The organism is Mumia sp. ZJ430 (assembly GCF_011751845.1).
Lineage (GTDB): Bacteria > Actinomycetota > Actinomycetes > Propionibacteriales > Nocardioidaceae > Mumia.
The window spans coordinates 1,052,892-1,078,514 of record NZ_JAAHFK010000001.1; the positions used below are offsets into that span (position 1 = coordinate 1,052,892).

Sequence of the window (25,623 nt, forward strand, 5' to 3'; positions counted from 1 at the left end):
CTACGGATGCGCATCATTGGAACAGCGTCGGCGCTGCCGGCACGTCTCGGGTGGAGAAGACTCATGTCGACAGCTCGTCCCCGGCGCCATGTGGTGCGCCGACTCGCAGGGGCGGTGACGGCGGCGCTCGTCGTGGCCGCTGCCATGACCGCCACCGCCGGCCCGGCCGCTGCAGACTCGGCGCCCGCGGACCCGACCGATCCGAAGACGCCGACGACGGTCACCGCCGACGCCCTCCCGACCGTGCAGGTCGACGGCGTCGTGTGGTCGCAGGCCATCGTCGGCGGCGCGGTCTATGCAGGGGGCAGCTTCAGCAGCGCGCGCCCGGCGGGCGCGGCCGCGGGCACGGGTGAGACACCGCGCGGCAACCTGCTGCGCTACGACCTTGCGACCGGCGTCCTCGACGCGACGTTCTCGCCGAGCTTCAACGCCCAGGTGCGTACGGTCGCCGTCTCGCCCAACAAGTCCCGTGTGTACGTCGGCGGTGACTTCACCTCGGTCGACGGCACGACGCGCAACCGCATCGCCGCCTTCGATGCGACCACGGGCGCCGTGGTCGCGGGCTTCGCGCCGCCGGTGAACTACCACGTGTACTCGATCGTCGCCACAGACGACGTCGTCTACGCGGCGGGCAACTTCCTTGGCGTCGGCACGCAGTCGCGCGGCAACCTGGCGGCCTTCGACGCGCAGACCGGTGCACTTCTCGCCTGGGCGCCGATCGCCGCGGGTGGTCCCGTGACGTCGATCGTCCTGTCGCCCGACAGCTCGACGATCGTCGCCGGCGGCAGCTTCACGACGATGAACGGCTCGTCGAACCCCGGCTACGGGCTGGCTGCCGTGGACGCGTCGACGGGTGCGCTCAAGCCGTGGCTCTCCAACAGCGTGGTCCGCAACGGCGGCACCGAGGCCTCGATCACCTCGCTGTCGGCGGACGACCAGAACGTCTACGGGACGGGCTACGTGTTCGGCGGCGGTGGCAACGTCGAGGGGACGTTCGCGGCCCGCTGGTCCGACGGCGCGCTGCAGTGGATCAACGACTGCCACGGCGACACCTACTCCGCCCACCCGCAGGACGGCGCCGTCTATACCGCCGGTCACGCGCACTACTGCGGCAACATCGACGGCTTCCCGCAGACCGAGCCCAACTGGACGTTCTCCCGGGCGATCGCCTTCGGCAAGCAGGCCACCGGCACCGTCACGACCGAGCCGCACGGCTATGCCAACTTCGCCGGTCAGCCGCGCTCCGAGCTGCTCGCGTGGTTCCCGACGATGAACGCCGGCACCTACACCGGCCAGGCCCAGGGCCCGTGGACCGTCACGGGCTCGGGTGACTACGTCCTCATGGGCGGCGAGTTCACGCGCGTGAACTACACCGGCCAGCAGGGGATCGTCCGCTACGCCAAGCGCGCGCTCGCGCCTCGTACGCGTGGGCCCCAGCTGTACAGCACGACCTATCCGATCAATGTGGTCTCGACCGAGCCGGGCGCAGTCCGGGTCAACTGGAAGGCCAACCAGGACGACGACAACGACTCACTGACGTATCGCGTCTATCGCGACACCCAGAACAACGCGGGCCTCGTGCACCAGCGCGTCGCGCGGGCCCGCTGGTGGAACCGCACGACCATGGGCTTCACCGACCGCGGGCTCACGCCGGGGGCGACCCACCGCTATCGCGTGGCGGTGACCGACCCTGACGGCAACATCGCGAACTCGCCGTGGGTCGACGTCACGGTCTCCGCGAGCGGGACGCCGAGCGCCTACCTGAACGCGGTTCACGCCTCCGAGCCGGAGTACTACTGGCGTCTGGGCGAGTCGAGCGGCTCCGCCGGCGCCGACACGCTCGGGCAGGGCAACGTCAAGCTGAACGGCTCCTACACCTGGGGCGGTACGGGGGCGCTTTCAGGCGACGCCAACAAGTCGGTGACGTTCGGCAACATCTTCTCCCACGGCAACGCCTCCAGCCAGGTGGCCGAGACCCCGCCAAACGTCTTCACGCTCGAGACGTGGGTCAAGACGACGACCGGCAGCGGCGGCAAGCTCCTCGGCTTCGGTGACAAGATGACGGGCTCGTCGTCCAACTTCGACCGTCACGTCTACCTCGACTCGTCAGGCCGCGTGCACTTCGGTGTCTACGCGGGGACCGCCGCCGTCATCGCGAGCACCGCCAAGGTCAACAACGGGCAATGGCACCATGTCGTGGCCTCGCTCGGCTCGGAGGGCATGAAGCTCTACGTCGACGGCGCCAAGGTCGCCTCGCGGACCGACGTCAAGACCGGCCAGAACGGCTACTGGGGATACTGGCGCCTCGGCGGCGACAACCTGTCGTCGTGGCCGAACGCAGCGAGCTCGAGCGGCAACTTCAAGGGCAGCCTCGACGAGGTCGCGATCTACAAGTCGGCCTTGAGCGACGCCGACGTCGCCGCGCACTACCAAGCTGGCACGACGGGCCAGGGCCAGAACGCGGCGCCGACGGCGGCGATGACCTCCTCGACCCAGGACCTGACGGTGTCGGTCAACGGCACGACGTCGTTCGATGTCGACGGCACCATCGCCTCCCACGCGTGGGACTTCGGCGACGGTGCGACAGCGACCGGGGCGACCGCGACCCACACCTATGCCGACTCCGGCACGTACGACGTCACGCTCACCGTCACCGACGACGGCGGCGCGACCGACGTCCTCACGCGCCAGGTCACGGTGACCGCGCCGCCGCCCAACCAGGCACCGACGGCCGCGTTCACCACGACCAAGAACGACCTGGCGGTGAGCGTCGATGCAGCAACGTCGAGCGACTCCGACGGCACGATCGCCTCGTACGCCTGGAGCTTCGGCGACGGGTCGACGGCGACCGGGGCCACGGCGACCCACGCCTACTCGGCACCGGGCACGTACGACATCGCCCTCACCGTCACCGACGACGACGGTGCGACCGGGACGGTGACCCACCCGGTGACGGTGTCGGGCCCGCCGGAGCCATTCGCCGTGGACACGTTCGCCCGTACGGTCGTGGACGGCTGGGGCAGCGCCGAGACCGGTGGGGCGTGGACCCGGACCGGGTCCGCGACGAACTTCTCGGTCGCCGACGGCGTGGGCCGGATCAGGATGGGCTCTGCGGGCGCCGGGCCATCGATCGCCCTCAACGGGGTCTCCTCGACCAGCGCCGATCTGACGCTGAGCGTGAGCCTCGACAAGGTCGCGACCGGCGGCGGCATCTACATCACGGCGAGCGCCCGCACCATTGCAGGTGTCGGCTCGTACGGTCTGAAGACGCGGTTCCTGGCGGACGGCAGCCTCTCGGCGGCCCTCACCCGGATCGAGGGTGCGTCCGAGACGACGATGGCGACGGGTGTGGTCGCGGGACCCCACGCCGCAGGTGACACCTGGCGCATCCGCGTCCAGGCGACGGGCACGTCGCCGACGACGATCAGGGCCAAGGTCTGGCGCGCAGGCACGAGCGAGCCGGCGTCATGGCTGGTGTCGACGACCGACTCCGCCACGGCGCTGCAGGCGCCGGGCGGGATCGCCTTCAGCCCGTACTTGTCCGGCTCGGCCACCAACGCGCCGATCTTTGCGTCGTTCGACGAGGTCAACGCGGTCGCATTGCCATGAACGTTCCCTGGGCTCGGGGCTGGCTCAACGCCAGCGCCCGAGCACACGGAGGCCGCGAGCGCGCGCGGTAGCGATGGCGATCCCGGCCGGCAGCGGCGTCGCGATGCGGCGAGCCTTGCGCGCGACGAAACGCGTCGCCGTTCCCGAGCGCGTGGCGACCTTCTTGCGGCGTACGAGCAGGTGGCGCCGTTCTTGTGCGGTTGCCCGACGGAACTGCGCCACCGTACGGAAGGTGGCCGGGTCCCGTGAACCACGCGACCACACGACGAGCCATGCCGGGCGCTTACCAGGGCGGCGGTAGACGTTGCCCTTGGCGGTGACGCCCATCTGCCGGGCGGTTCGCCTGCCGGTGTAGTCCTCGACGCAGAGCACGCAGTTCCCGCGCCGGGGATTGACCGCGAGGATGTTGTTGCGGATCGTCACCCGACTGATGCGCCACGTCATCCGCCGGTCGGGGAACGCGCGCCGCGGGTCGCGGCCCGCCGTCGTCCGCGAGCTGGGCCGGCGCGCGTCCTGGACGACGTTGACCGCTCGGCCGTTGCCGACGATGGTGTTGTTCCAGATCGAGACGCTCCCGGTGTTGTTGACCTTCACGCCGTGCCCGCGGTTGTTCTTCACGTGGTTGCCGGCGATGAGGACGTTCGCTGAGATCTCCGCCGACAAGCCGTGGCGGACGTTGCGCACGAATCGGCTGTCGAGCACCTTCGCGCCCTCGACCGACTCGTCCAGCCACAGACCCGTCCCTCGGTTGCCGCGGAAGACGCTCCGGCGGACGACGATGTTGCGGGCACGTCCGATCTTCATCCCCCCGGCGACAGGCGCGGTGTTGAAGTGCTCGGTGTTGTTGCTTTTGCTGGTCATGCGGGAGATGTGCAGGCCGTCGGCGTACGTCGCGCTCGCTCCGATCATGCCGTTCGCCCGCGTACGGACCCGGTCGAGCACGACGTTGCGTGCGGCCACATGCAGGCCGGTCGTCGCGTTCTGGTCGATCGACACGTCCGTGAGCCGGGTGCGTGCGCCGGTGATCGTGACGGCGCCCATGTGGGGGACCGACGGCGCGTACCGGCGGACGTCGATGCCGCTCACGACCGTGCCGGGAGCCCTGAGACTGAGTGCCTTGGCGAGCGCGCTCGCCCGGACCTCGCGTCCGCCGGGCGGACTGCCGAGGTAGAGGAGCCCACGCGTGTAGTCGACGAAGAACGTGCCGGCACGAAGGCTCGCGACCGAGCCCACCTGGCGGAGGCGCCTCCCGCCGACCCAGACCTGGTCCGGGTGCGCGGCCATCGGAAAGCGGCGGTTGACGAACTGCCAGCCTTCTGCACGGTTGTCCGGGACGCCCCACGAGTACGTCGGGCTCGCGTCGAAGCGGGTCGTCCAGCGTGCGACCGCGTGCCTCCCGGACCGGCTCCAACCTGTCACGCGCCGACTCCCGTCGAGCACCACGGCCTCGCCGGCGTGCGCACGGATGGTCAGGCGCTTGGCGTCGGGGACCTTGACGGACTCGTGGTAGGTCCCGCGGCGGATCGCGATGGTGTCGCCGGAACCAGCGCGCGAGACGGCCGCACCGATCGTCCGCATCGGCGCTCCGATCGTCCCCGAGGCGCCGTCGTTCCCCCTCGTGGAGACGTAGTAGGTCCGGCCTGCTGCTGCCGCCAGCATCAGTTCGGGCTGTAAGGGGGGGCCGTCCGCACCTGCCGTCGCCCCGACGGCCTGCCGATCCGCATTCGGAATCAGCGCGACCGTGACCGTCGATGCAGCCAGGACCGGCAGGATGTACCTCCAAAGCGTCCTCTGGACGCGTGATCCGAGTGCCGGTTCCGGCATACGTCAATCACCCCCTATGACGACAGATCCCAAGAATTCGGTCCTCTCCGTCATTCTTTGCCGCGACACTCGGATCGGCAATCGCAGGTGGGTTGGGTAGGGATCTGCCCGTTCGGGCCCGGTGCTCGTGGGCGAGGACTATATTTCAACCGGCGGCTGCCTCGGTTCTGGCCGCCATGTCAATGACTGTGGGGGATCGGTGTACGTCGTCGACTGTTCTGAGCGTTTCGACTGGTTGTCGGACGAGTACGAGTCCCTCTACGCGTCGGCGACGGCGACGCTCTTCCAGCACCCAAACTGGCTCAACGAGATCTACGCGACGCTCGCGGAGGGTATGGGCGCGGACCCGGCGGTCGTCACGATCAGGTCCGACGGACGGTTGGTCGCTGTGCTCCCGCTCGTGCGCCGCCGAGGACGCGTGCGCCGCCTGGAATTCGCTGACCTTGGCGTCAGCGACTACACGGTCCCTGTCATCGCCGCGGACGTGGAGGCCGCGCTGCTCGCGGACCCGTCGGTCCCCAAGGCGATCCGTCACGCGCTCGGGCCGGCGGATCTTCTGACAGTCCCGAAGGTGCCTGCATCGGCCACCCGTCTGACGGCCCTGCTCGGAGGACCAGACGTCGTTCGCCTTCAGTACGACGCCCACGTGATCGAGCTGGGCACGTCCTTCGAAGACTGGCGTTCCGCGCGTGATTTGGACTTCACCCGGCATCTGGACAACAAGCGCAAGAGGATCGGTCGCAAGCAGCGGGTCCTCGCACTACGTGAGCTCAAGGATGTCGACGAGATCGATGGTGCGTTTGCGTTGATGCGCGAGTTCAGGCGTTCCCGCTTTTCTGATCGGCGTGCGATCGACCTCGTGCAGGATCCGGAGTACTACGAGTTCTATCGTCGTGCAGCCCACGACGGGGCGACGAAGGGCGGCCCGGGCAGTACGACTGTTCTCACGATCAACGACGAGATCGTCGGTGTCTCCTTCGGGCTCAGCGACTCCTCGCGCGATCTCTTCGTCCTCATCGGGTACGACTTCGACCGCTACCGCAACTACTCGCTCGGGCTCGTGATGGTCGAGGAGCTGATCAAGGTCAGCATCGCCAACGGCAAGACCTACCACGACCTGACACTGGGGCACGAGGGCTACAAGCAGGACTTCGGCGCGGAGGCGACGCCGATGTTCGCCGTGCACATGACCAAGACGCCGGTCGGGTGGGCGGCGAAGACCGCAGCTGCTCAGAACACCGCTGCGCGACACTTCGCGAAGCGTGCCCTCGCCTATCGGGACGAGCACCTGCGGGGACGGGGGTTGTCCGAGGTCATGGCTTCCCTCCGCGGACGCCGCGGGTAGCCCTGTCAAGTCGCCCCGAGTGACAGGGCGTTACGGCCCCGTGACGACAGTCACGGTCGAGTCGGCATCGATGAGTCCCGCGGTGGTCTGCTTCACGACCGGCTTCCCTGTGAAGCCGATCGCTCGCATGTTCCGGACAATGTGCTTCCCACCTGACGCGTAGAGAATCGGCGTCGATTCAGCGACGCCGGATGCGTGCTCGACCACGCATCCGTCCAGGAGGACCGATCCATTCGTCGCATGGACGAAGCCCGCGTCGTTTCGTCCGGTGGCTGTCGGATCCGACATTGCATAGGCGAGCCAGGTGTCGCGGACTGTGACTCGAGTGTCGCCCGTCAGGCGGATCAGGGATCCCTTACAAGGTGCGCCCGCGTTCCGTCCTTCGATTGCGCAGTCGACGAAGCTGACGAAGTCACCAGTACCGGTGATGCTGAATGCCGAGTGGCCTTCCGCTGTCACGTAGAAGTTCTGAAGGTTGGTCTTTGAGAGGTACTCGAAGCTGGCAAGGAACGCGGTGTCGGGGAGCAGAGCAGTCGGCGAGTCCAGGAGACACATACTGAAGTTGAACCGACAGTCGGATCCGCCAAGTGCAAGTCCTCGGTTGCGGACGTTGTTGATGTTCCAATACCCGTCCCCTGAGCACGCAGTCATGAGTAACTGCTGGGTGGATGAGCCAAGGACGCCTGCGGCGTTCACCGATGTGATGTCGCGGAAGCTCGAGGTCCACAGGACCCGGCTGGAGTGCCCCTCGATCAGACGGTTCGACGCCGTTCCGTCGATCGTCAAGCCTTGGAATGCGCAGGCGAAGGTCTGCGCCTGGTTCAGGTAGAACCAACCGCCGGTCGTGCGTACCTGAATCAGGTTGGAGCTCGGGTGACCGCTCCGATTCTGGTCTCCTGGTCGGATTGCGCCGCGAATGGAGAAGCCCGAGTACAGCGGTTGCTGGTTGTTGAAGGTGTAGGTCCTGTCCTCGTCGAGGACGACGGTGGTGCCTTTGTAGGTCTGCGCGGCAGCGTACGTCATGAAGGCAGCGAGTCTGGCGTCGTCATCGACGCCCGAGAATGAGGAAAGGGGGAGTTCAGTTGGCACGTCCGGGCCTCCGCGAGTAGTGGATGGAGGCTGACCGTAGCCATCACAGAAGGCCAGGTCGCGGTGACTTGCACGCCGCGAGCAGCGGAGGTCAGGTCCTTTCGGCGGCGGGCCGTCGGCGGATTCGCGGCGACCGCGCGGAGCCGTCGATGCACTCCAGTCGTCCTGCGCGGTTGAGGGTGTGCAGGCGAGACCCTCCCCAGGTCCCGCCGGGAGCGAGCGAGGCGACGTGGCGCTGCTCGAAGGCCGTGTCGTCCAGCCGGGTGATCTCTGCGAGCGCAAGGGCGGCGCCGTACCCCGTGCGCCCGTCCTGGACGGGGCGCAGGAGTCGGCCGTCGCGCTCGACCACGCGCCCTGCGGGGCGAGCGGTGGCGATGTCGACGAGGACGGGGTTGGCGGCGTGCGGCGTCCACGGGCCGCGGAGCCGGTCGGCGTGCCAGAGGTGGAGGGTGTCGGAGAACGAGCCGCCATGGCGTACGGTCGCCGTCATCCACCACCGTCCGTCGTGGTGGAACGGGGTGGCGTCGCTGATCTCGGCGCCCTCGAGGAGGGTCGCGACGTGCTCCCACCGGTCGGGGTAGGCGACCGCACGGTAGAGCTCGAGCGTCCCGGCCGCCGAGGACTCGGGGATCATCCACAGCTCGCCCTCGTCCTCACCGACCCACGGGTACGACAGGTGGTAGGGACGTTCGAGGACCGGGTAGGGCGTGCCGGTCGGGCCTTCCGGCGTCATCTCGACGACCGACACGACGCCCCGCCCGACGCGGTGGTCGAAGTCCTCCACGAAGAGGTGGTGACGCCCGTCGTGCAGCAGAGGGAAGGGGTCGGCGTAGAAGTGGTAGCCGTCGTCGGGCAACCGGTTCCACGGTGTCGTCGTCACCGTGCCGAGGTCGAGGACGTCGTCGGCGCCCTCGTCGACGAAGCGCCAGCCGACCCGCCAGTGGGGGGCACGGTAGAGGCGCCGATAGAGCCCGTGGATGCCGGCGTGGGCAGTGGTCGTGGCGACGCGGCGAGGCCACGACTGCACTGCGTCGTTGGCGGCGGTGCCGTTCGTGGCGCCGTCGACGCGCACGCCACGGTCGGTGACTGCCGCCACGATGATCGTGACGACTCCGGCGAGGACGTCGTCGAGGGCGCGGGGGAGCAGGCCGGGCAGCTCGCTCCCGGGTCGCCCGCTCGCGACCGTACGCCCGTCAGCGCGGTCGACGACGGCGACGACGGGCAGACGCCCCGCCGTCAGTGCAGCGAGGAGGGCGTCGTCGCCGGGGTGGCCGTCGAAGGTCAGCCCGAGCGTGCGCACGCCGTCGTGCCGTCCGGCCTCGACGAGGTCGAGCGTGACGTCGGGTGCCGCGTCGCCGTTGGTGCCTCGGGCGTCGAGGAGACCCGGCGCGACACCGGCCCAGCGTCCCGCCGGTAGGCGGTGCAGGACGCGGTCGGCACGCAGCAGCCGCTCGAGGCGCGGGTCAGGGTCGCGCGAACCCGTCACCCACGCGACGGTCACTGCATCGACCTCGGAGCGCGCGTCGAGCGCGGCCACGAGGTCGTGGTGCCAGTGCCGCACCTGGTCGCGGCGCAGCAGGATCTGAACGTGCACGGTCCCCCGTCCGGAACGTCGAGAGGGCATGCCGAGAACACCGACCGACGGGCCCCTCCTGTCGGAACCGGAATCATAACCGGCGACCGTGACCTGGTGGGGCGTTTTCGGTCACTCCGGCCGTGTGGTGCTTGTGACTTGACGACCTTTGAGACAGCGGCCAGGTGGGTCACTATGCTGAAGAGGCTCGGGGCACGGTGTCGTCGGGCGTAGTGAGGGAGCCGGAGGTGACGCGTGACCTTCTCGGAGTACGCCGCCATCCTGCAACGGCGTTGGCGCGTATGGGTGTCGTTCCTCATCGTCGGGATCCTCGCGGCCGTCGCCTACAACGCGACCGCGACCGTCCGCTACACCGCGACGGCGACGGCGTTCGTCAATGTCTCTGACGGCACCCGCGGCCAGCAGTCCCAGAATTTCCAGAACTCGCAGTTCGCGGTGCAGCGGGTGAAGTCCTACACCTCGCTCGTCGACAGTCCGCGCGTCCTCGAGCCGGTCATCAGCGACCTCGGCCTCGACCTCACGGTGCGTGAGCTCGCCAAGAAGACGTCGATGACCAGCCCGCCCGACACGGTCATCATGGAGGTGTCCGTCGTCGACACGGACCCCGACCAGGCGGCGCTTCTCGCGAACGCGGTGACCGAGTCCCTCGGTGAGGTGATCGAGGACATCGAGAGCAACGGCACCGTCTCGCGCACCGGCGAGCCCGTGACCAACGTCCGGGTCTCGGTCACGGCGCCCGCGTCGCCACCGGCGTCCCCGTCGTCGCCGCGCACGCTGATCAACCTCGTGCTCGGTGCCCTCCTCGGGCTCTCCGTCGGCATGGTCGCCGCCGTGATCCGCAACCACTACGACCGCCGGATCAAGAACGCCGACGACGTCCGCGAGGTCACGGGTATCTCCCCGCTGGGGACCACGTCCAACCAGCCCGCCTCGCAGCGCATGCCGCTGGTCGCGCTCGACTGGCGGTCCGAGGCGGCCGAGCGCTACCGCACCATCCGTACCGCCCTGCGGTTCGCCTCGATCGACCACGAGGTGCGCCACTTCGTCGTCACATCGCCGCTGTCGGGCGAGGGCAAGAGCACCGCCGCGTGCAACCTCGCGATCAGCCTCGCGCAGGGCGGGGCGTCGGTCTGCCTCGTGGAGGCCGACCTGCGCCGCCCCCGAGCCGCCGGCTATCTCGGAGTCGAGGGCAACCTTGGGCTGTCGGACGTGCTGGTCGGCGAGGCGTCGCTCGACGACGTCCTCGTCAGCTGGAACCACGCCCTGCTCCAGATCCTGCCTGCCGGCTCGCTCCCGCCGGACCCGGTGGCGCTGCTCGAGTCGGCGGCGATGGGCAACCTCGTCGATGCGCTGTCGGAGCGCTTCGACGTGGTCGTCTACGACGCTCCGCCGATGCTGCCGGTCACCGACGCGACCGTGCTTGGCGAGAAGGTCGACGGTCTGCTCCTGGTCGTCCGCTCGGGCAAGACGCTCAAGGAAGACCTCAGCCGCTCGCTCGACAAGGCCGACGCGGCCAGGGTCAAGGTGCTCGGCACCGTGGTCGTGGGAGTCCGTCGCGAAGGGCGCTCGGGCGAGCACTCCTACGCAGCCGACGTCGCCACTCAGCGCACCGAGCTCACGCCGACGACCAACGAGCCGCCCGTACGGGGCGACAGCGTCGTACGGGAGGACGAGGAGGGCGACGACGACGGTACGGGCTGGCAGCCGCCCCTGGCCGCCACGACGGCGGTCCTCCCGGCGATCACCGACGACATGCTTGACGATGACCACGACGGTGACGACCACGACGACCGTGACGATCCCGACCACGGAGACGAGGCGGCCGATGACTCCTCGGGCATCGTCTCCGGTGGCGCTCAGCCGAGGGCGTAGCGAGCGCGACCGGGGCCCGTCCCGCCCGACGCGTCACGGACGACGTCGCTGAGGGCGGAGGCCACGATCGTGGTGTTCTCGGCGATCAGTCGCGTGACGAGAGAGTGGGGGACCGCGTCGACCGTCTTGTGGGCGTCCGGCACGTCGTTGCCGTGCACCTCGACCCGGCGCCACGGCTTGCGGGCCACGCGGTGGCGAGACGCTCGCGGCATCTCGACGGTGCCCCGCAGGTCCGACATCTCCGTGACCAGGGCGAGGAGCGCGTCCACCGGATCGTCGTAGGAGGCGCGCTCCTCGCTGATCGCGTGGGCGCAGAGCACGGCGGCCTCGCGCAAGGTGAACGAGCGGGCGTGAGAGGTGGGCTGGAGGCGGACGACAGCGGCCCTTGACGGACGGTCGGCGGCGAGCACGAGGTCGGCGCTCTCGACGGCGCTCACGGTCAGTCCCTGAGACCGGTGGTCGCCGAGCTCGGGACCGGCTGCGAGGTGGCCGTCGGCGACGACCGTGCACGCGTCGTGCCCGTTCGAGGCGTTCTCACCGGCGCTGGCCACGACGAACGGTGCTCCCGCGTCGGCCAGCGAGCGGCGCAGCAGGGCTTGGGCGAACGGGGACCGGCAGACGTTCGCTGAGCACACGGTGAGGATGCGGAACGTCATGCCATCTGCCTTCGCTTGGGGTGGGCGTAGATCGCCAGCGTGGTCGTGAAGAACACGATAAAGCTGACCGACGTGTCGAAGAGGCCGCTTTCCAAGATGCTCACGAGCGCGAGCATCACGATCGCCGCGACGAAGAACGCGCGGGTGGGACGGGTGCAGCGTCGGGAGGCGACGAGCGTGGTCACGATCGCGGCGACGAGGGCGAGCGTACCGAGCAGGCCGACCTGGAGGTATGCCGACACCCACGTGCTATCGAGGATCTGAGTATCGCGATACATCGCCGAGACCGGGATCTGACGCAGGGCCAGGCCTCCGCCGATCAGGCGTTCGAGCAGGTTGTCCGGATAGTCGATCGCCGCGGACCACGCGACCGTACGGGAGTTGAGCGTGAGCAGGCTGGCGGTGTCGCCGCGACCGACGAACTCCTCCATCACCGAGGTCAGGCCCACGACGGCAGCCACCGCGGGGATGCTGAGCACGGCGGCGGTGAAGACGGGGACGGAGATCCGCGGCGCGATCACCACCATGATCGCCATGCCGAGCACGAGGGCGGCGAGGCCGGTCCGTGAGCCCGTCGCCCAGACGAGACCGAGGAGCAGCGGGAGGGCGAGGACGTCGAGGGCGGTCGCGGACCGGAAGATGCACCGGTGTGCCACCGCCAGTGCGGGGAGGCTGAACATCAGGCAGATCTGGTTGGGCCCGACTGGGGGGATGCCGCCCTCCAGTCGGCCGCTGGCGAGCGTCCCGATGCCGGTGATCGACGCGAAGGCGCCGACGACGAGCATGGCGACGAGCATCGCGTTGACGACCTCGCGCCAGGGTCGTGCACGCGCCACCAGGACGAGGGCGGCTGCGAGCATGATCAGCCGGATGACGAGGATCATCGAGGCGACGGTCTCGTCGCTGATCAGCAGCGCGCTGATCACGGCGATCGCGAGGTAGCCGAGCATGCCGAGGACGGGAGTCACCTCGACCTGGCTCCACCGGCGGTCGGGCTTCGGCAGCGTGAACGCGAGCCCGAGCGCGATGACCGTGAGCATCGCCTTGGCGACGACCACCGCGTCGGCGCCGCCGGAGTAGTAGACGCCGCGCCGCCACGAGATCGCCGAGACGACCAGCAGGATCATGACGAGCTGCAGCCGGGTGAACCGGATCCGCAGGCTGAACGGGCTGCCCGTCTCGTCGGACGCCGCCAGCGCCCGCTGCTCGACCGCCTCGGCGGTGCTCACCGGACCACCGCCTGGGGCGTCTCTTGCGGCGGACGCTCGCGCCGGACCACGGGGACGATGAGGAGCTGACGGCAGAGGATGCCCCCGGCGAACGAGCCGAACGAGATCCACAGCGGCGCCCACTGCGTGGAGGTGCCGAGCTGGAGCGCGAGGACGAGCAGCCCGATCGACAGCACGGAGTCGGCGACGCGGATCCCGAAGACGCGCCCGGGTCGGCCGCGTACGGCGGCCAGGCTCCCGTACGGCAGGACCGCCGCGCACGAGCCGGCATAGACGGCCCACCCGATGACCGCGACGACGTCCAGGTCGAACGAGCCGCCGGTGATCAGCGGGCCGAGGACCGGCAGGGCGAGGACGGAGATCAGGCTCGCCCCGAGCGTGGCCGCGAGCATGATCGCCGCGGCACGGTCCGCCCGCGCGAGCAGGGAGCGGAGCGTGTGGTCGCCGCTCGCGGCGTACGAGGAGAGCAGATAGGAACCGAATCCCTGGACGACGAGCATCGCCGGAGCCACGTACACGCGCGCCGCCTCCAGCTCGCCGACGGCGGCCGCCCCGGCGACCGCGAGCACCGTCCAGCGCATCACGTTGAGCATCGTGGGACGGACGAACTGCTGGGCGGCGCGCCAGCTCCCGAAGCGGAGCACGCGCGCGAGGTCGGGCTGGGCCCAGGGGCGTACGGTGCGCTCGTGCCGGGGGACCAGCATCCAGCCGGTCACGCCGGAGGCCGCCTGGCCAGCCGCCAGGGCGAGCAGGAACCCCGTGACCGAGGGGGCGCCCGGTTCGAGGAGCACGGCGACGACCACGCCCGCCGTCACGACGAGCGAGACCAGGTCGCCGGCGACGAGCCGCCAGAAGTGCATTGTCGCCATGAGCAGCCGGCGGACCAGGTCGGCCGCGACGAAGGCACCCGTCGCGACGGCGAACGCGAGGCACCCCGCAGGCGACAGCGACGTCCAGACGACGGCCCCGACGTACGACAGCAGCGTCGAGGCCACGACGCTCACGGCGGCGAGCAGGGCGAGCGCCGTACGGATCCGGTCGTCGCGGCGGTCGAGCACGGTGAGGGTGTCACCGACCAGGCCGGTCGTCACCGCGGTCGTCATCACCACGGCGCCGAACAGCAGCGCGTACACGCCGAAGCCGTCCGCGCCCAGGGCCCGTGCGGCAGCCACCTGGAGGAGGAAGCTCACCCCCGTCTGAGTGGCCTGGGCGAGCAGGGCGACGACCGCGGTCGGGATCCGCGGGCCGCGGGGGCGCGTGGTCTGGTCAGTCGGCTCGACCACGGCGACGCCCCGATGCCGCGCCACGGGTGGAGTACCCGTTGGTCAGCCGTACGAGCAGGTCTGCGTAGGCGTCCGCGACGTCGTCCCAGCGGTAGCGCTGCGCCGCCCGCTCCTGCAGCAGCCGTCCGGCCTCCCGTGTCCCCTCGGGGTCGCCCTCGGCCTTCTCGACGAGGCGGGCGAGGTCGTCGGGGGTCGCGAAGCGCGGGGCGGAGTCGCCGAGCACCTCGCGGTTGAACACGACGTCGTACGCGATGACCGGCGCCCCGGCCCCCATCGCGCGCAGCAGGGAAGGGTTGGTGCCGCCGACGGAGTGGCCATGGAGGTAGGTCGTCGCATGCGCGTACAGCTGGTCGAGCTGGTCCTGGTCCCAGACGCCGCCGACCAGGCGGATGCGGGGGTCGCCGGCGGCGAGCTGCTCGATCTCGGCCGTGTAGGCGTCGGCGTACGGGGCGGAGCCGACGACGACGAGCGGGTGCTCGGCACGCGACGCGCGGTATCCGGCGACGATCTCGCGGACGTGGTTCTCGGGCTCGAAGCGGGCGACGACGAGGTGGTAGCGCCCGGGCTCCACGTCGAGCGCGGCGAGCTTGTCGGGTGCCGGGGAGTCGAGGATCGGGGCGCCGTACGGGACGAACGTCGTCGCGACGCCGAACTCCTCCTCGTAGTAGTCGGCGATCCCGACAGCGTCGGCGATCAGCGCGTCGGCCCACCGGACCGACGCGGACTCGGCCGTCCGGTAGTAGCGCCGCCCCGCGCCGGTCCACTTGGCGCGCCGCCACTCGAGCCCGTCGACGTGCACCGCGACCGGGATCCGGCGCAGCCGCAGCCCGGGGACGAACGGAGCGTTGGCGGCGTTGAAGACGATCGCCGCGTCGAAGCGACGTCTGCGGGTCACCGCGTGCGCGACCGACAGCGCCGTGTGCGAGAGCGTCTCGAGCGTCTTGCGGCGCACCGCAGGCAGGTGGACGAGTCGCATCCCGAGGTGTGACGCGGGGCGCGGCTCGCCATCGACCGGCCGGCAGTAGACGGTCACGTCGTGGCCGGAGGCGACGAGGCGTCGCCCGATCTCCTCGACAGCGGTCTCGAAGCCGCCGTACCGGGCCGGCACGCCGCGGGTGCCGATCAGGGCCACTCTCATCGGTCCCGCCTTCATCGGTCCATCGCCTTCAGCTCGCGCCACCACTTGCGCAGGACGACCGCGAGGACGAGCGCGTTGATCACGAACAGCGCGGTGTAACCGGCGAAGTAGAGGGTCGGCCAGCCCATGAGGACGAACACCCAGCAGAAGATGCCGTAGTCGGTCGGCAGGATCGCCCACGTGCGCAACGGGTTCTCCGGGGGCGCGTCGGCGGTCGGCGCGGGCTCGTCGGCACCCTGGCGCAGCAACGGCATCATGATCAGCCCGAAGAACGTCACCATGTCGACGATCTGGAACCCGACCGGGACGAGCAGCGCCCAGTCGGACTCGACCGGCGGGAAGCGGAAGAACGAGATCAGCACCGCCAGGTGGAAGCTGCAGGTCTTGAAGCAGTCCACCGTGTGGTCGAGCCACTCGCCGCTGCGCGATCCGGTGCCGGTGAGCCGTGCGATCTGGCCGTCGACGGAGTCCATGACGTAGCCGGCCGCAAGCAGGGCGGACACCGCGAGGCCGACGCCGAGGCTGGGCTCGGCCAAACACAGGAGCAGCAGCCCAGAGAACGACAGCGTGGCGCTCACGGCGGTCGCCTGGTTGGGCGTCACGCCGAACGCCGCCGCCACCGCCGCGACGCGTCGCCCGAGCGGGCGATTCACGTAGCGCGAGTAGGCGGCGGTGCCGCGCGACGGCTTCTGGGCCGCCGACAGCGCCGCCGCGTTGGAGCGGATGCGTGACGTACGCGAGGTCGCGGTGACAGACATGGGGACTCTCGGTCGATGCGGTGAGGTCTTCGGGACAGTCTTCCATCTCCTCGGACGAGGAGGACCCGGAACACCAGGATTGGGCGCACCCCGCACGAGTCGGGCCGATTATGGACATTCCGCGACGAGATACCCCCCGTGCGCTCTAGTCTCGTTGCTGCTGGAAGTCTCGGAGAGGTGATCCCATTGAGCCACGTCGTCGGGTACGCGCCCGGAGTGTATGACCTGTTCCACGTCGGCCACCTCAACGTGCTCAAGCAGGCCAAGGAGCGCTGCGACTTCCTCATCGCGGGTGTCGTCTCCGACGAGATGTGCGTCCGCGCGAAGGGCTTCGAGCCGTTCGTGCCGATCGCCGAGCGCGTCGAGATCGTCCGCCACATCAGCGTCGTCGACGACGTCCACGTCGAGGTCGTGCCCGACAAGCTGGCGACCTGGGAGGTGCTGCGCTTCGACCGCATCTTCAAGGGCGACGACTGGCGCGGCACGCCCCGCGGCGACAAGCTCGAGCGCGACTTCGCGTCGGTGGGTGTCGAGGTCGTCTACTTCCCCTACACGGTTCACACGTCGAGCACCCAGTTGCGCCGTGCCCTGGGCAGGGTCGAGGACCTTCCGGCGATGGCGGTCGAGGCCTGACCGGTCAGCGGCGGGCCGCCGACGCGACCACGTCCTGCATCTCTTCGGCGTAGCGCTGCGGCGAGAACATCGTGGTCGCGCGGTTCCTGCCGCCGTCGACCAGCCGAGCGGTCAGGGCGGGATCGTCCAGGATCCGTCCGACCTGGGCGGCCATCGTCTCGGCGTCGTCGACAGGCGCGAGCAGCCCGGACTCGCCGTCGACGACCGACTCGAGATGTCCCTGTACGGCGGTCGCGACGACGGGGCGCCCCGCCAGCTGGGCCTCGATCACCGCGTTGCCGAGCGACTCTCCGCGGGACGGGGCGAGCAGCACGTGGGCACGACCGAGCGCCGGCCAGATCGGGGCGACGTGCCCGGAGAAGTGTACCCGTCCGGCCAGCAGCGGGCGTGAGGCGCGCTCGCGGAGCTCTGCCTCGTACGCGGTCTGGTCCGTGAGTGCACTCCCGCACAGCTCGAGCTCGACGTCCCGCCCCTGCGCGATGAGTCGCTCCAGGACGTCGAGCGCGACGTGGGGCGCCTTGCGGGCGGACAGGCGTCCGACGACGAGCAGGCGCCGGGCACCCCACGGCGGTGGCGCGGGCGCCGTGTCGGGTCCGCGTACGCCGTTGTGGACGAGGCGCACCTGCTCACCAAGGCGGGGGTTGACGTCGGCGAGCTCAGAGACGGTGGCCTCGCTGTTCGCGACGACCGTCGTCGCGAGCGCGAGGGGGCGGGCCAGGGCGACCCGCAGCGGCCGGGGGTCGGACTGCTCGGCCTCGTGGACGTGGCACACGACCGGGACCCGGTGGGCGCGCGCGAGCGCGGTCCACCACGGCAGCGTGAGCGTGTTCACGAGCACGACGTCCGGACGGGCGGTGCGCAGCGCCTGCGTGGCGCGGGGGGCCGCGCCCGCGAGGTCGCGCGCCAGCCGCAGCAGGCCGACCGGGGAGGCGTATGCGCGACGCAGCGCCGGGAATCCAAGGGCGATGGCCTCGGCGCCGTCCTCGCGCAGCATCGCGAGGAGCGGACCGTCGCTGCCTGCGGCCACGCGGACGCGCCACCCTGCGGCGAGCAGGGCGCGTACGGTCTCGCGCAGCTGGAGGTCGGAGCCGTAGACGTCGGCTGACGGTGTCGCCACCAGCACGGTGCCGCGAGGCGTCCTGGTCGAGGGCATGCGGTGTAGTCCTCCTCATGTCGGCCAGCCCAGCGTAGCGGGCGGCCCACTGTGACGGGCCTCGTTGACTCCCGTGGTCGGGCTGCGCTGAGGGTGGCGACAGAATGGGCGCATGACGTTCGCTGACGACGGCGCCCTGGCAGTCTGGCTGGCCGAGCAGGCCGGCACCGAGCTCCTGGAGGTCCGCCGCGGCGGGCTGGAGGGCAAGGCGCTCAAGGACGCCGGTGACGCGGCGAGCCAGGCGGTCCTCGCGCGGCTGCTGGCCGAGCACCGGCCGGGCGACGCCGTCCTCAGTGAGGAGGCCGCCGACGACGCGGCCCGCATCGCCGCCGAGCGTGTGTGGATCATCGACCCGCTCGACGGCACGCGCGAGTTCTCCGAGCCGCCTCGCGACGACTGGGCCGTCCACGTCGCGCTGTGGGAGCGCGGTGACCTGACCGTCGGCGCGGTCGCGCAGCCCGCGCTGGGGGAGACCTTCAGCACCGCGTCGCCGCTCACCGTGCCGTCGCGGGGCGAGGGGCCGGTCCGGATCGCGGTCAGCCGCAGCCGCCCTCCGGCGTTCGTCGGCGAGCTGGCCGAGGAGATCGGCGCCGAGCTGGTCCCGATGGGGTCTGCCGGGGTCAAGGTGATGTCGGTGGTCCGGGACCTCACCGATGTCTACGTCCACGCGGGCGGTCAGTACGAGTGGGACTCGGCTGCGCCGGTCGTGGTCGCCCGCGCCGCCGGTCTGCACACCAGCCGTGCGGACGGTCGTCCGCTGGAGTACAACCGCGAGAACCCGTGGCTTCCGGACCTCCTCGTCTGCCGTCCCGAGCTGGCCGAGACCGTCGCCTCGTTCGTCGCCGGCCGCCTGGGCTGAGGCCGGGACCACACCACCCGTCGGCCCGTTCGTGCGCGCACCTCACCGCTATCTGCGTACGCTGGCGCTGCGATGAACGAGAGCCCCACGACCGACGAGACCAACGAGCCGGCGCCCGACGCGGCGTCGGCACCGCCGCAGTCCCCGCGTCGGCGTCACACGCTGCGCAACGTCCTCCTCGGCCTGCTGGCGTGCGTCGTGGTGCTTGCGCTCGCCCTCGGCGGGGTCGCGTGGTATCTCCAGGAGCGCCTCGTGGGGCAGGTCGACCGTGTCGACGACGCGTTCACCGGGCTGGAGAACCGTCCCGCGCCCGCGCAGGGCGACGGAGTGAACATCTTGCTCATGGGCACCGACCGGCGCTCGGACGAGCCCACGACGGGCGACGACGCCGACTCCCCGGCCTGGCTCCCGGGTGAGCAGCGCACCGACTCGCTGATGGTGCTCCACGTCGACGCCGACCGCGAGGGGGCGTCGATCGTCTCGATCCCGCGCGACTCCTGGGTGACCATCCCCGGGTACGGCGAGAACAAGATCAACGCGGCGTTCTCCTTCGCCGGGCCCTCGCTCGCGGTCGAGACCGTGGAGCAGCTCACCGACCTGCGCATCGACCACATCGCGATCGTCGACTGGGACGGCTTCCGCGAGCTGACCGACGAGCTCGGCGGCGTCGAGGTCGTCGTCCCGGAGACCGTCCATGACTCCGCCCGAGACAAGACGTGGGAGGCCGGGACGCACCGCATGGACGGCGAGGAGGCGCTGCTCTACGTCCGCCAGCGGTACGGACTTCCCGGGGGCGACTTCGACCGGATCAAGCGGCAGCAGAACTTCCTGCGGGCCCTGATGGGTCAGACGCTGTCGGCCGACACCCTGAGCAGCCCCACCAAGGCGTACGGCGTCCTCGACGCGGTGACCGAGCACCTGACCGTCGACGCCGAGTGGACCACGGGCGACATGCGCGGGCTGCTGCTGTCGCTGCGCAACCTGCGTGCCGACGACATCGCGTTCACCACCGCTCCGGTCAAGGGCACCGGGCGCGAGGGCGCCCAGAGCGTTGTCCGGCTCGACCGCGACAAGGGGCGCGAGCTGTGGGGCGCGGTCCGGGAGGACCGGGCCGCCGAGTGGGTCGAGGCCAACGCGGCGGGTCTCCCGGCGTCCGTCAGCTGACGCGTATTGGTGAAATGTCCGGATTCTCGTCTGGTTCGGGTGCGAGTGTCTGCGGTGTCCACCGGTCGATCTCGGCGACTCTCAGCAGACCCACGGGGGAATTCCATGAGACGAGCACCTGTCCTCGTCGTCGGTGCCGCAACGGCGCTGACGCTCGGCCTCGCGATCGCGCCTGCTCAGGCGCACGGCGGTCACAAGCCGCCCAGGCCACCGGCTGCCACGACGGTGGCCGACGGATTGTTCACCGCCCTGAGCTCGGCCGTCGCCCGCGACGGAACGGCGTACGTGACCCAGAACTTCTCCGGCACCCTCACCAAGATCCCCAAGCGAGGAGCCCGGAGCGACATCTACCAGGCGACGCCGCCGGCGGGCTCTGAGCAGCCGCCCGAGGTCGGTGGCGTGTCGGTCGCGCGCAGCAAGGTCCTGTTCGCGGAGACGGGCTTCTCCGGCGATCCGGAGAACCCGGGCGGGTTCACCGGCATCAAGTCGATCGACAGGCGCGGAACCGTCAAGGTCGTCGCGGACACCGGGGCGTACGAGATCGCGAACAACCCCGACGGCGACGTCGTCTACGGTGCGCGCGGCATCAGCGCCGAGTGCGCGGCGCAGTGGCCCGCACCCGATCCGGAGACGGGAGAGGGCCCGCCGCCCTCCACGTACACCGGTGACGTCAACCCGCACCCGTACGCGACGCTGCCGGGGCCGTTCGGCACCACCTTCGTCGCCGACGCGGGCGCGAACTCGATCCAGCGGATCAGCGCGAGCGGGCGGATCACGACGCTGGCGCTCATGCCCGGGCAGCCGCTGAAGATCACCGCCGAGCTCGCGGGGGCGTTCGGGATCCCGGCGTGCGCGGTCGGCCTGTCGTACTACTTCGACCCGGTGCCGACCGACGTCGAGTGGGGACCCGACGGCTGGCTCTATGTGTCGCTGCTGCCCGGCGGTCCTGAGGACCCGAGCCTCGGTGCGCGCGGCGCGGTCTACAAGGTCAACCCGGTCTCCGGCCGGACCGTGAAGGTCGCGGGCGGCTTCCTCGGCGCGACGAACCTCGCGGTGACGCCGAAGGGCGACATCTACGTGGCGGAGATCTTCGGCAACCAGCTGTCCGTGCTCAAGCGCGGCAGCCGTACGCCGAAGCCGTTCGCGCCGCTGCCGTGGGCGACCTCGGTCGAGTACGCCGGCGGCTCGCTGTACGCGACGTCGTCGCCCGAGCTCGAGGACCTGTTCGCCGGCAGGCCGCCAGCACCGGAGTCGACGCTCGTGAAGTACAGGCTGTCGCAGCACCGTCACCGCCGCTGACGGAGAGGAGTCTCGACATCGGTGTCGTCCGTGCGACGCCGATGTCGAGACCTCTGTCTGGCGGGCGATGAGGTACGGCTGGGGCGTGCGACTAGGCTGGAGACGATGTCCTTGCACGCCTTGGCCGAGGTCGTCGCCGCCGATCCCACGCTCGCCCGTACGGTCGCAGACCGTCGCGCGGGCGTGACGGCGCTCGACCTGTCGGCCCCTCCGTCCCTGCGTCCGTTCCTCGCCGCTGCCCTGGCGCCGGCGAGCCCGGTCGTGCTCGTCGTGACCGCGACTGCCCGCGAGGCAGAGGAGCTGAGCGAGGAGATCGGGTCGCTCATCGGCCCGGATCTCGTCGCGGACTTCCCTGCGTGGGAGACCCTGCCGCACGAGCGGCTGTCGCCCCGCTCGGACACCGTCGGCCGACGCCTCGCGGTGCTGCGACGCATCTCGCATCCCGGCTCCACCCCGGACGCGGGCCCGCTCAAGGTCGTCGTCGCGCCGATCCGGTCGGTGCTCCAGCCCCAGGTCAAGGGCCTGGCCGACCTCGTGCCGGTCACGCTGCGGCGTGGCGACGAGGCCGACCTCGAGGACCTGGTCCGCGGCCTCGCAGACGCGGCGTACTCGCGTGTCGACCTGGTGACCAAGCGGGGCGAGTTCGCCGTCCGCGGCGGCATCATCGACGTGTTCCCGCCGACCGAGGACCACCCGTTGCGTGTCGAGTTCTTCGGCGACGAGGTCGACGAGATCCGCCACTTCTCGGTCGCCGACCAGCGCTCGACCGATCCTGTCGACCACGTGTGGGCGCCGCCGTGCCGCGAGCTGCTGCTCACCGACGAGGTCCGGGCGCGGGCCCGCGAGCTCGCCGACGCGCACCCCGAGCTCGCCGAGATGCTCGACAAGCTGGCCGAGGGGGTGGCGGTCGAGGGCATGGAGTCGCTCGCGCCCGCTCTCGTCGACGGCATGGAGCTGCTGGTCGACCTGTTGCCGTCCGACGCGACGGTGCTCGTCTGCGACCCCGAGCGTGTCCGTACGAGGGCGCACGACCTCGTGGCGACGAGCGAGGAGTTCCTCGCGGCGTCCTGGGCGGCCGCTGCCGGCGGCGGCAAGGCGCCGATCGACCTCGGCGCGGCGGCGTACTGGAGCCTCGGCGACGTCCGCCAGCACACCCTCGCGTCCGGGCGGGCCTGGTGGTCCACGTCGCCGTTCGTGAGGGACGAGGAGGTTTCGACAGGCTCGGTTTCGACAGGCTCAACCACCGGTGGCTCGGTTTCGACAGGCTCAACCATCGGGGACGCCGACAGCGTCAACCTGCCGTTCGCGCCGACCCCGTCATACCGCGGCGAGGTCGAGCGCGCCCTGGTCGACCTCAAGGGCTGGCTGTCCGCGGGCACCCGCGTCGCGCTCGTGACGCCGGGCGAAGGGCAGGCGGCGCGCAGCGTGGAGGTGCTCGGCGAGCACGACATCCCGGGCCGGTTCCACGCCTCGATCACCGCCGACGACCTCACCCCCCACGTCGTCCATGTGGTCTGCGGCGAGATCGACCACGGCTTCGTCGCCGAAGGCGTCGACCTCGTCGTCCTCACCCAGGACGACCTCGTCGGTCAGACCGCCGCCGCGCCGCGCGACGACCGCAAGATGCCCTCGCGGCGCAAGAAGCAGATCGACCCGCTCGAGCTGACCCCCGGCGACTACGTCGTCCACGAGCAGCACGGCGTCGGCAAGTACGTCGAGATGATGCAGCGGACGGTGCAGGGCGCGGTCCGCGAGTACCTCGTCATCGAGTACGCCGCCTCCAAGCGCGGCCAGCCGGCGGACCGGCTCTTCGTGCCGACCGACCAGCTCGACCAGGTCACCCGCTACGTCGGCGGCGAGCAGCCGAGCCTCGACCGGCTCGGCGGCGCCGACTGGAACAAGCGCAAGTCGCGTGCGCGCAAGGCGGTCAAGCAGATCGCCGGCGAGCTCATCAAGCTGTACGCCGCGCGGCAGGCGACGCAGGGCCACACGTTCGGCGCGGACACCCCGTGGCAGCGCGAGCTCGAGGACGCCTTCCCGTACCACGAGACGCCCGACCAGCTCGCGACGATCGACGAGGTCAAGCGCGACATGGAGCGGCCCGTCCCGATGGACCGGCTGGTCTGCGGCGACGTCGGCTACGGCAAGACCGAGATCGCGGTGCGTGCGGCGTTCAAGGCGATCCAGGACGGCATGCAGGTCATCGTCCTGGTGCCGACGACGCTGCTCGTGCAGCAGCACTTCGCGACGTTCTCCGAGCGCTACGCCCAGTTCCCGGTCGTTCTCAAGGCGCTGTCGCGGTTCCAAACCGAGAAGGAGTCCAAGGAGGTCCTCGACGGGCTGGCCAACGGCTCGGTCGACCTCGTCATCGGCACGCACCGCCTGCTCCAGAAGGGCGTCAAGATCCCCAAGCTCGGGCTCGTCGTCGTCGACGAGGAGCAGCGCTTCGGCGTCGAGCACAAGGAGGCGCTCAAGACGCTGCGCGCCGCGGTGGACGTCTTGTCGATGTCGGCGACTCCGATCCCGCGCACGCTCGAGATGGCCGTGACAGGCATCCGCGAGATGTCGACGATCCAGACCCCGCCGGAGGAGCGGCACCCGGTGCTCAGCTTCGTCGGCCCGTACGAGGACCGGCAGGTCGTGGCGGCGATCCGGCGCGAGCTGCTGCGCGACGGGCAGGCGTTCTACATCCACAACCGGGTCAACTCGATGGACAAGGCCGTCAAACGGCTCCACGACCTCGTGCCCGAGGCCCGCATCGCGATGGCGCACGGGCAGATGGGCGAGCACCAGCTCGAGCAGATCATGCTCGACTTCTGGGAGAAGAAGTACGACGTGCTGGTCTGCTCGACGATCGTGGAGTCGGGCCTGGACGTCTCCAACGCCAACACGATGATCGTGGAGCGGGCCGACATGCTCGGTCTCTCGCAGCTGCACCAGCTCCGTGGACGCGTCGGGCGTTCGCGCGAGCGGGCCTACGCCTACTTCCTCTACCCGCCGGAGAAGCCCCTCACCGAGACCGCGCACGAGCGGCTCTCGACGATCGCGCAGCACTCCGAGCTCGGCGGCGGCATGGCGATTGCGATGAAGGACCTCGAGATCCGCGGTGCCGGCAACCTGCTCGGCGGGGAGCAGTCGGGCCACATCGCCGACGTCGGGTTCGACCTGTACGTCCGGCTGGTCGGCGAGGCCGTCGCGGAGTACCGCGGCGACCAGGGTGAGGACGTGCACGAGGTCAAGCTCGAGCTCCCCGTCGACGCGCACCTGCCGCACGACTACGTGCCGAGTGAGCGGCTGCGCCTCGAGATGTACAAGCGCCTCGCCGACGTCCGTACCGACGAGGAGGTCGCCGAGGTGCGCGACGAGCTCGTCGACCGGTACGGCGAGCCGCCCGCTGCGGTCGACGCGCTGCTCGGTGTCGCCCGGCTGCGGGTGCGGGCCCGCGACGTCGGCATCTCCGAGCTCACGGTGGCGGGCAACAACATCCGGATCTCCGGAGTCGACCTGCCGGAGTCGCGCCAGATGCGGCTCAAGCGTGTCTATCCGGGCTCGGTGGTCAAGGCCACGGCGCAGCTCCTGCTCGTGCCGCGGCCCAAGACCGCGAAGGTCGCGGGTCAGCCGCTGCGTGACGCCGAGCTGATGGACTGGTGCCGCACGCTGATCGACACCGTCATCGCTCCCTCCGCCCCCTGACCCCGGGTCGGTCTCTGCCGGCTCTCGGGTCGGTTCCTGCCGGGTCCCGGGTCAGTTCCCGACGACCCGCGCCAGCGTCTCGGGATCGCGCGCGATCACCGTCGTGCCGTCGTCGGTGGTAATGATCGGGCGCTGGATCGCCGACGGGTGCGCGACGAGGCCCGCCAGCCACTCCGCACGGTGCTCGGCGTCCTTCGGGATCGCGGTCAGCCCGGCGTCGCGGGCCTCCTTCGGGCGGGCGACGTCCCACGGCTCGAGCCCGAGCCGCTGCACCACGGCGGCGAGCTCGTCGACCGTCGGCGGCTCCTCGAGATAGCGCCGTACGGTGTAGTCCGCACCGGCCTCGTCGAGGGCGGCCACGGCGGTGCGGCACTTGCTGCAGGCGGGGTTCACCCAGATCTCCATGCGCCGAGCGTAGGACGCGG

At 70.5% G+C, this 25,623-nt stretch carries 18 protein-coding genes; 8 read left to right on the plus strand and 10 right to left on the minus strand.

The annotated features are described in order from the left end of the window. The first annotated feature begins 63 nt into the window (after positions 1-63). Positions 64-3,609: a PKD domain-containing protein gene (locus HCT63_RS05100; protein ID WP_167001699.1), complete on the plus strand. Its 3,546-nt coding sequence runs from the start codon at positions 64-66 to the stop codon at positions 3,607-3,609. Between the two features lie 24 nt (positions 3,610-3,633). Here the strand turns inward: HCT63_RS05100 and HCT63_RS05105 are convergent, their stop codons facing one another. Continuing rightward, positions 3,634-5,268, minus strand: coding sequence for a right-handed parallel beta-helix repeat-containing protein (locus HCT63_RS05105; protein ID WP_167001700.1), 1,635 nt, complete (start codon positions 5,266-5,268; stop codon positions 3,634-3,636). A 364-nt stretch (positions 5,269-5,632) separates the two neighbouring features. Between HCT63_RS05105 and HCT63_RS05110 the strand changes: the two genes are divergently transcribed. Next, complete coding sequence (locus HCT63_RS05110) at positions 5,633-6,778, plus strand: GNAT family N-acetyltransferase (RefSeq protein WP_167001701.1); 1,146 nt, start codon at positions 5,633-5,635, stop codon at positions 6,776-6,778. Positions 6,779-6,808: 30 nt separating this feature from the next. Here HCT63_RS05110 and HCT63_RS05115 read toward each other — a convergent pair whose 3' ends face one another. Both HCT63_RS05115 and HCT63_RS05120 read right to left on the minus strand, forming a co-directional pair. Next, entirely contained in the window at positions 6,809-7,867 is a 1,059-nt protein-coding gene (locus HCT63_RS05115; RefSeq protein ID WP_167248924.1) for a hypothetical protein, read from the minus strand. Between the two features lie 91 nt (positions 7,868-7,958). After that, complete coding sequence (locus HCT63_RS05120) at positions 7,959-9,461, minus strand: formyl transferase (protein ID WP_167001703.1); 1,503 nt, start codon at positions 9,459-9,461, stop codon at positions 7,959-7,961. A 234-nt stretch (positions 9,462-9,695) separates the two neighbouring features. On the opposite strand from HCT63_RS05120, the gene HCT63_RS05125 reads away from it, so the two are divergent. Next, the gene (locus HCT63_RS05125; RefSeq protein ID WP_167001704.1) at positions 9,696-11,333 is read left to right on the plus strand and encodes a polysaccharide biosynthesis tyrosine autokinase; all 1,638 of its coding nucleotides are present in this window, start codon (positions 9,696-9,698) and stop codon (positions 11,331-11,333) included. Here the strand turns inward: HCT63_RS05125 and HCT63_RS05130 are convergent. Genes HCT63_RS05130 through HCT63_RS05150 form a run of 5 tightly spaced genes read right to left on the minus strand, consistent with a single transcriptional unit; the run spans position 11,318 to position 16,397 of the window. Beyond that, positions 11,318-11,989, minus strand: coding sequence for a hypothetical protein (locus HCT63_RS05130; RefSeq protein WP_167001705.1), 672 nt, complete (start codon positions 11,987-11,989; stop codon positions 11,318-11,320). The genes HCT63_RS05125 and HCT63_RS05130 overlap by 16 nt on opposite strands. Then, on the minus strand, positions 11,986-13,218 hold the full coding sequence (locus HCT63_RS05135) for a hypothetical protein (RefSeq protein ID WP_167001706.1): 1,233 nt from the start codon (positions 13,216-13,218) through the stop codon (positions 11,986-11,988). Before HCT63_RS05135 ends, HCT63_RS05130 begins: the two co-directional genes overlap by 4 nt. Beyond that, positions 13,215-14,501, minus strand: coding sequence for a hypothetical protein (locus HCT63_RS05140; RefSeq protein ID WP_167001707.1), 1,287 nt, complete (start codon positions 14,499-14,501; stop codon positions 13,215-13,217). Before HCT63_RS05140 ends, HCT63_RS05135 begins: the two co-directional genes overlap by 4 nt. Then, the gene (locus tag HCT63_RS05145) at positions 14,485-15,639 is read right to left on the minus strand and encodes a DUF1972 domain-containing protein (protein ID WP_167001708.1); all 1,155 of its coding nucleotides are present in this window, start codon (positions 15,637-15,639) and stop codon (positions 14,485-14,487) included. The genes HCT63_RS05140 and HCT63_RS05145 overlap by 17 nt, the downstream gene beginning before the upstream one ends. 11 nt (positions 15,640-15,650) lie before the next feature. Continuing rightward, a complete protein-coding gene (locus tag HCT63_RS05150; RefSeq protein ID WP_167001709.1) occupies positions 15,651-16,397 on the minus strand; it encodes a CDP-alcohol phosphatidyltransferase family protein in 747 nt (248 codons plus the stop codon). Positions 16,398-16,583: 186 nt separating this feature from the next. Here HCT63_RS05150 and HCT63_RS05155 point away from each other — a divergent pair, with 186 nt between their 5' ends. Next, positions 16,584-17,030, plus strand: a complete 447-nt coding sequence (locus tag HCT63_RS05155; protein WP_167001710.1) for an adenylyltransferase/cytidyltransferase family protein — start codon at positions 16,584-16,586, stop codon at positions 17,028-17,030. Positions 17,031-17,034: 4 nt separating this feature from the next. Here HCT63_RS05155 and HCT63_RS05160 read toward each other — a convergent pair whose 3' ends face one another. After that, positions 17,035-18,183 carry a glycosyltransferase family 4 protein gene (locus HCT63_RS05160; RefSeq protein ID WP_167001711.1) on the minus strand — a complete coding sequence of 383 codons (1,149 nt, stop codon included), beginning with the start codon at positions 18,181-18,183 and terminating at the stop codon, positions 17,035-17,037. A 112-nt stretch (positions 18,184-18,295) separates the two neighbouring features. Between HCT63_RS05160 and HCT63_RS05165 the strand changes: the two genes are divergently transcribed. The 4 genes from HCT63_RS05165 (at position 18,296) to mfd (ending at position 25,198) form a co-directional block, all read left to right on the plus strand. Then, positions 18,296-19,042 (plus strand): 3'(2'),5'-bisphosphate nucleotidase CysQ, encoded by a 747-nt coding sequence (locus HCT63_RS05165; RefSeq protein WP_167001712.1) that lies wholly within the window; start codon positions 18,296-18,298, stop codon positions 19,040-19,042. Positions 19,043-19,114: 72 nt separating this feature from the next. Then, positions 19,115-20,206 carry an LCP family protein gene (locus HCT63_RS05170; RefSeq protein ID WP_167001713.1) on the plus strand — a complete coding sequence of 364 codons (1,092 nt, stop codon included), beginning with the start codon at positions 19,115-19,117 and terminating at the stop codon, positions 20,204-20,206. A gap of 105 nt (positions 20,207-20,311) precedes the next feature. Next, positions 20,312-21,505 carry a ScyD/ScyE family protein gene (locus HCT63_RS05175; RefSeq protein WP_167001714.1) on the plus strand — a complete coding sequence of 398 codons (1,194 nt, stop codon included), beginning with the start codon at positions 20,312-20,314 and terminating at the stop codon, positions 21,503-21,505. Positions 21,506-21,610: 105 nt separating this feature from the next. After that, positions 21,611-25,198 (plus strand): transcription-repair coupling factor, encoded by a 3,588-nt coding sequence (mfd, locus tag HCT63_RS05180; protein WP_167001715.1) that lies wholly within the window; start codon positions 21,611-21,613, stop codon positions 25,196-25,198. A 51-nt stretch (positions 25,199-25,249) separates the two neighbouring features. Here mfd and HCT63_RS05185 read toward each other — a convergent pair whose 3' ends face one another. After that, complete coding sequence (locus tag HCT63_RS05185) at positions 25,250-25,603, minus strand: ArsC/Spx/MgsR family protein (protein WP_167001717.1); 354 nt, start codon at positions 25,601-25,603, stop codon at positions 25,250-25,252. Positions 25,604-25,623 lie beyond the last annotated feature (20 nt).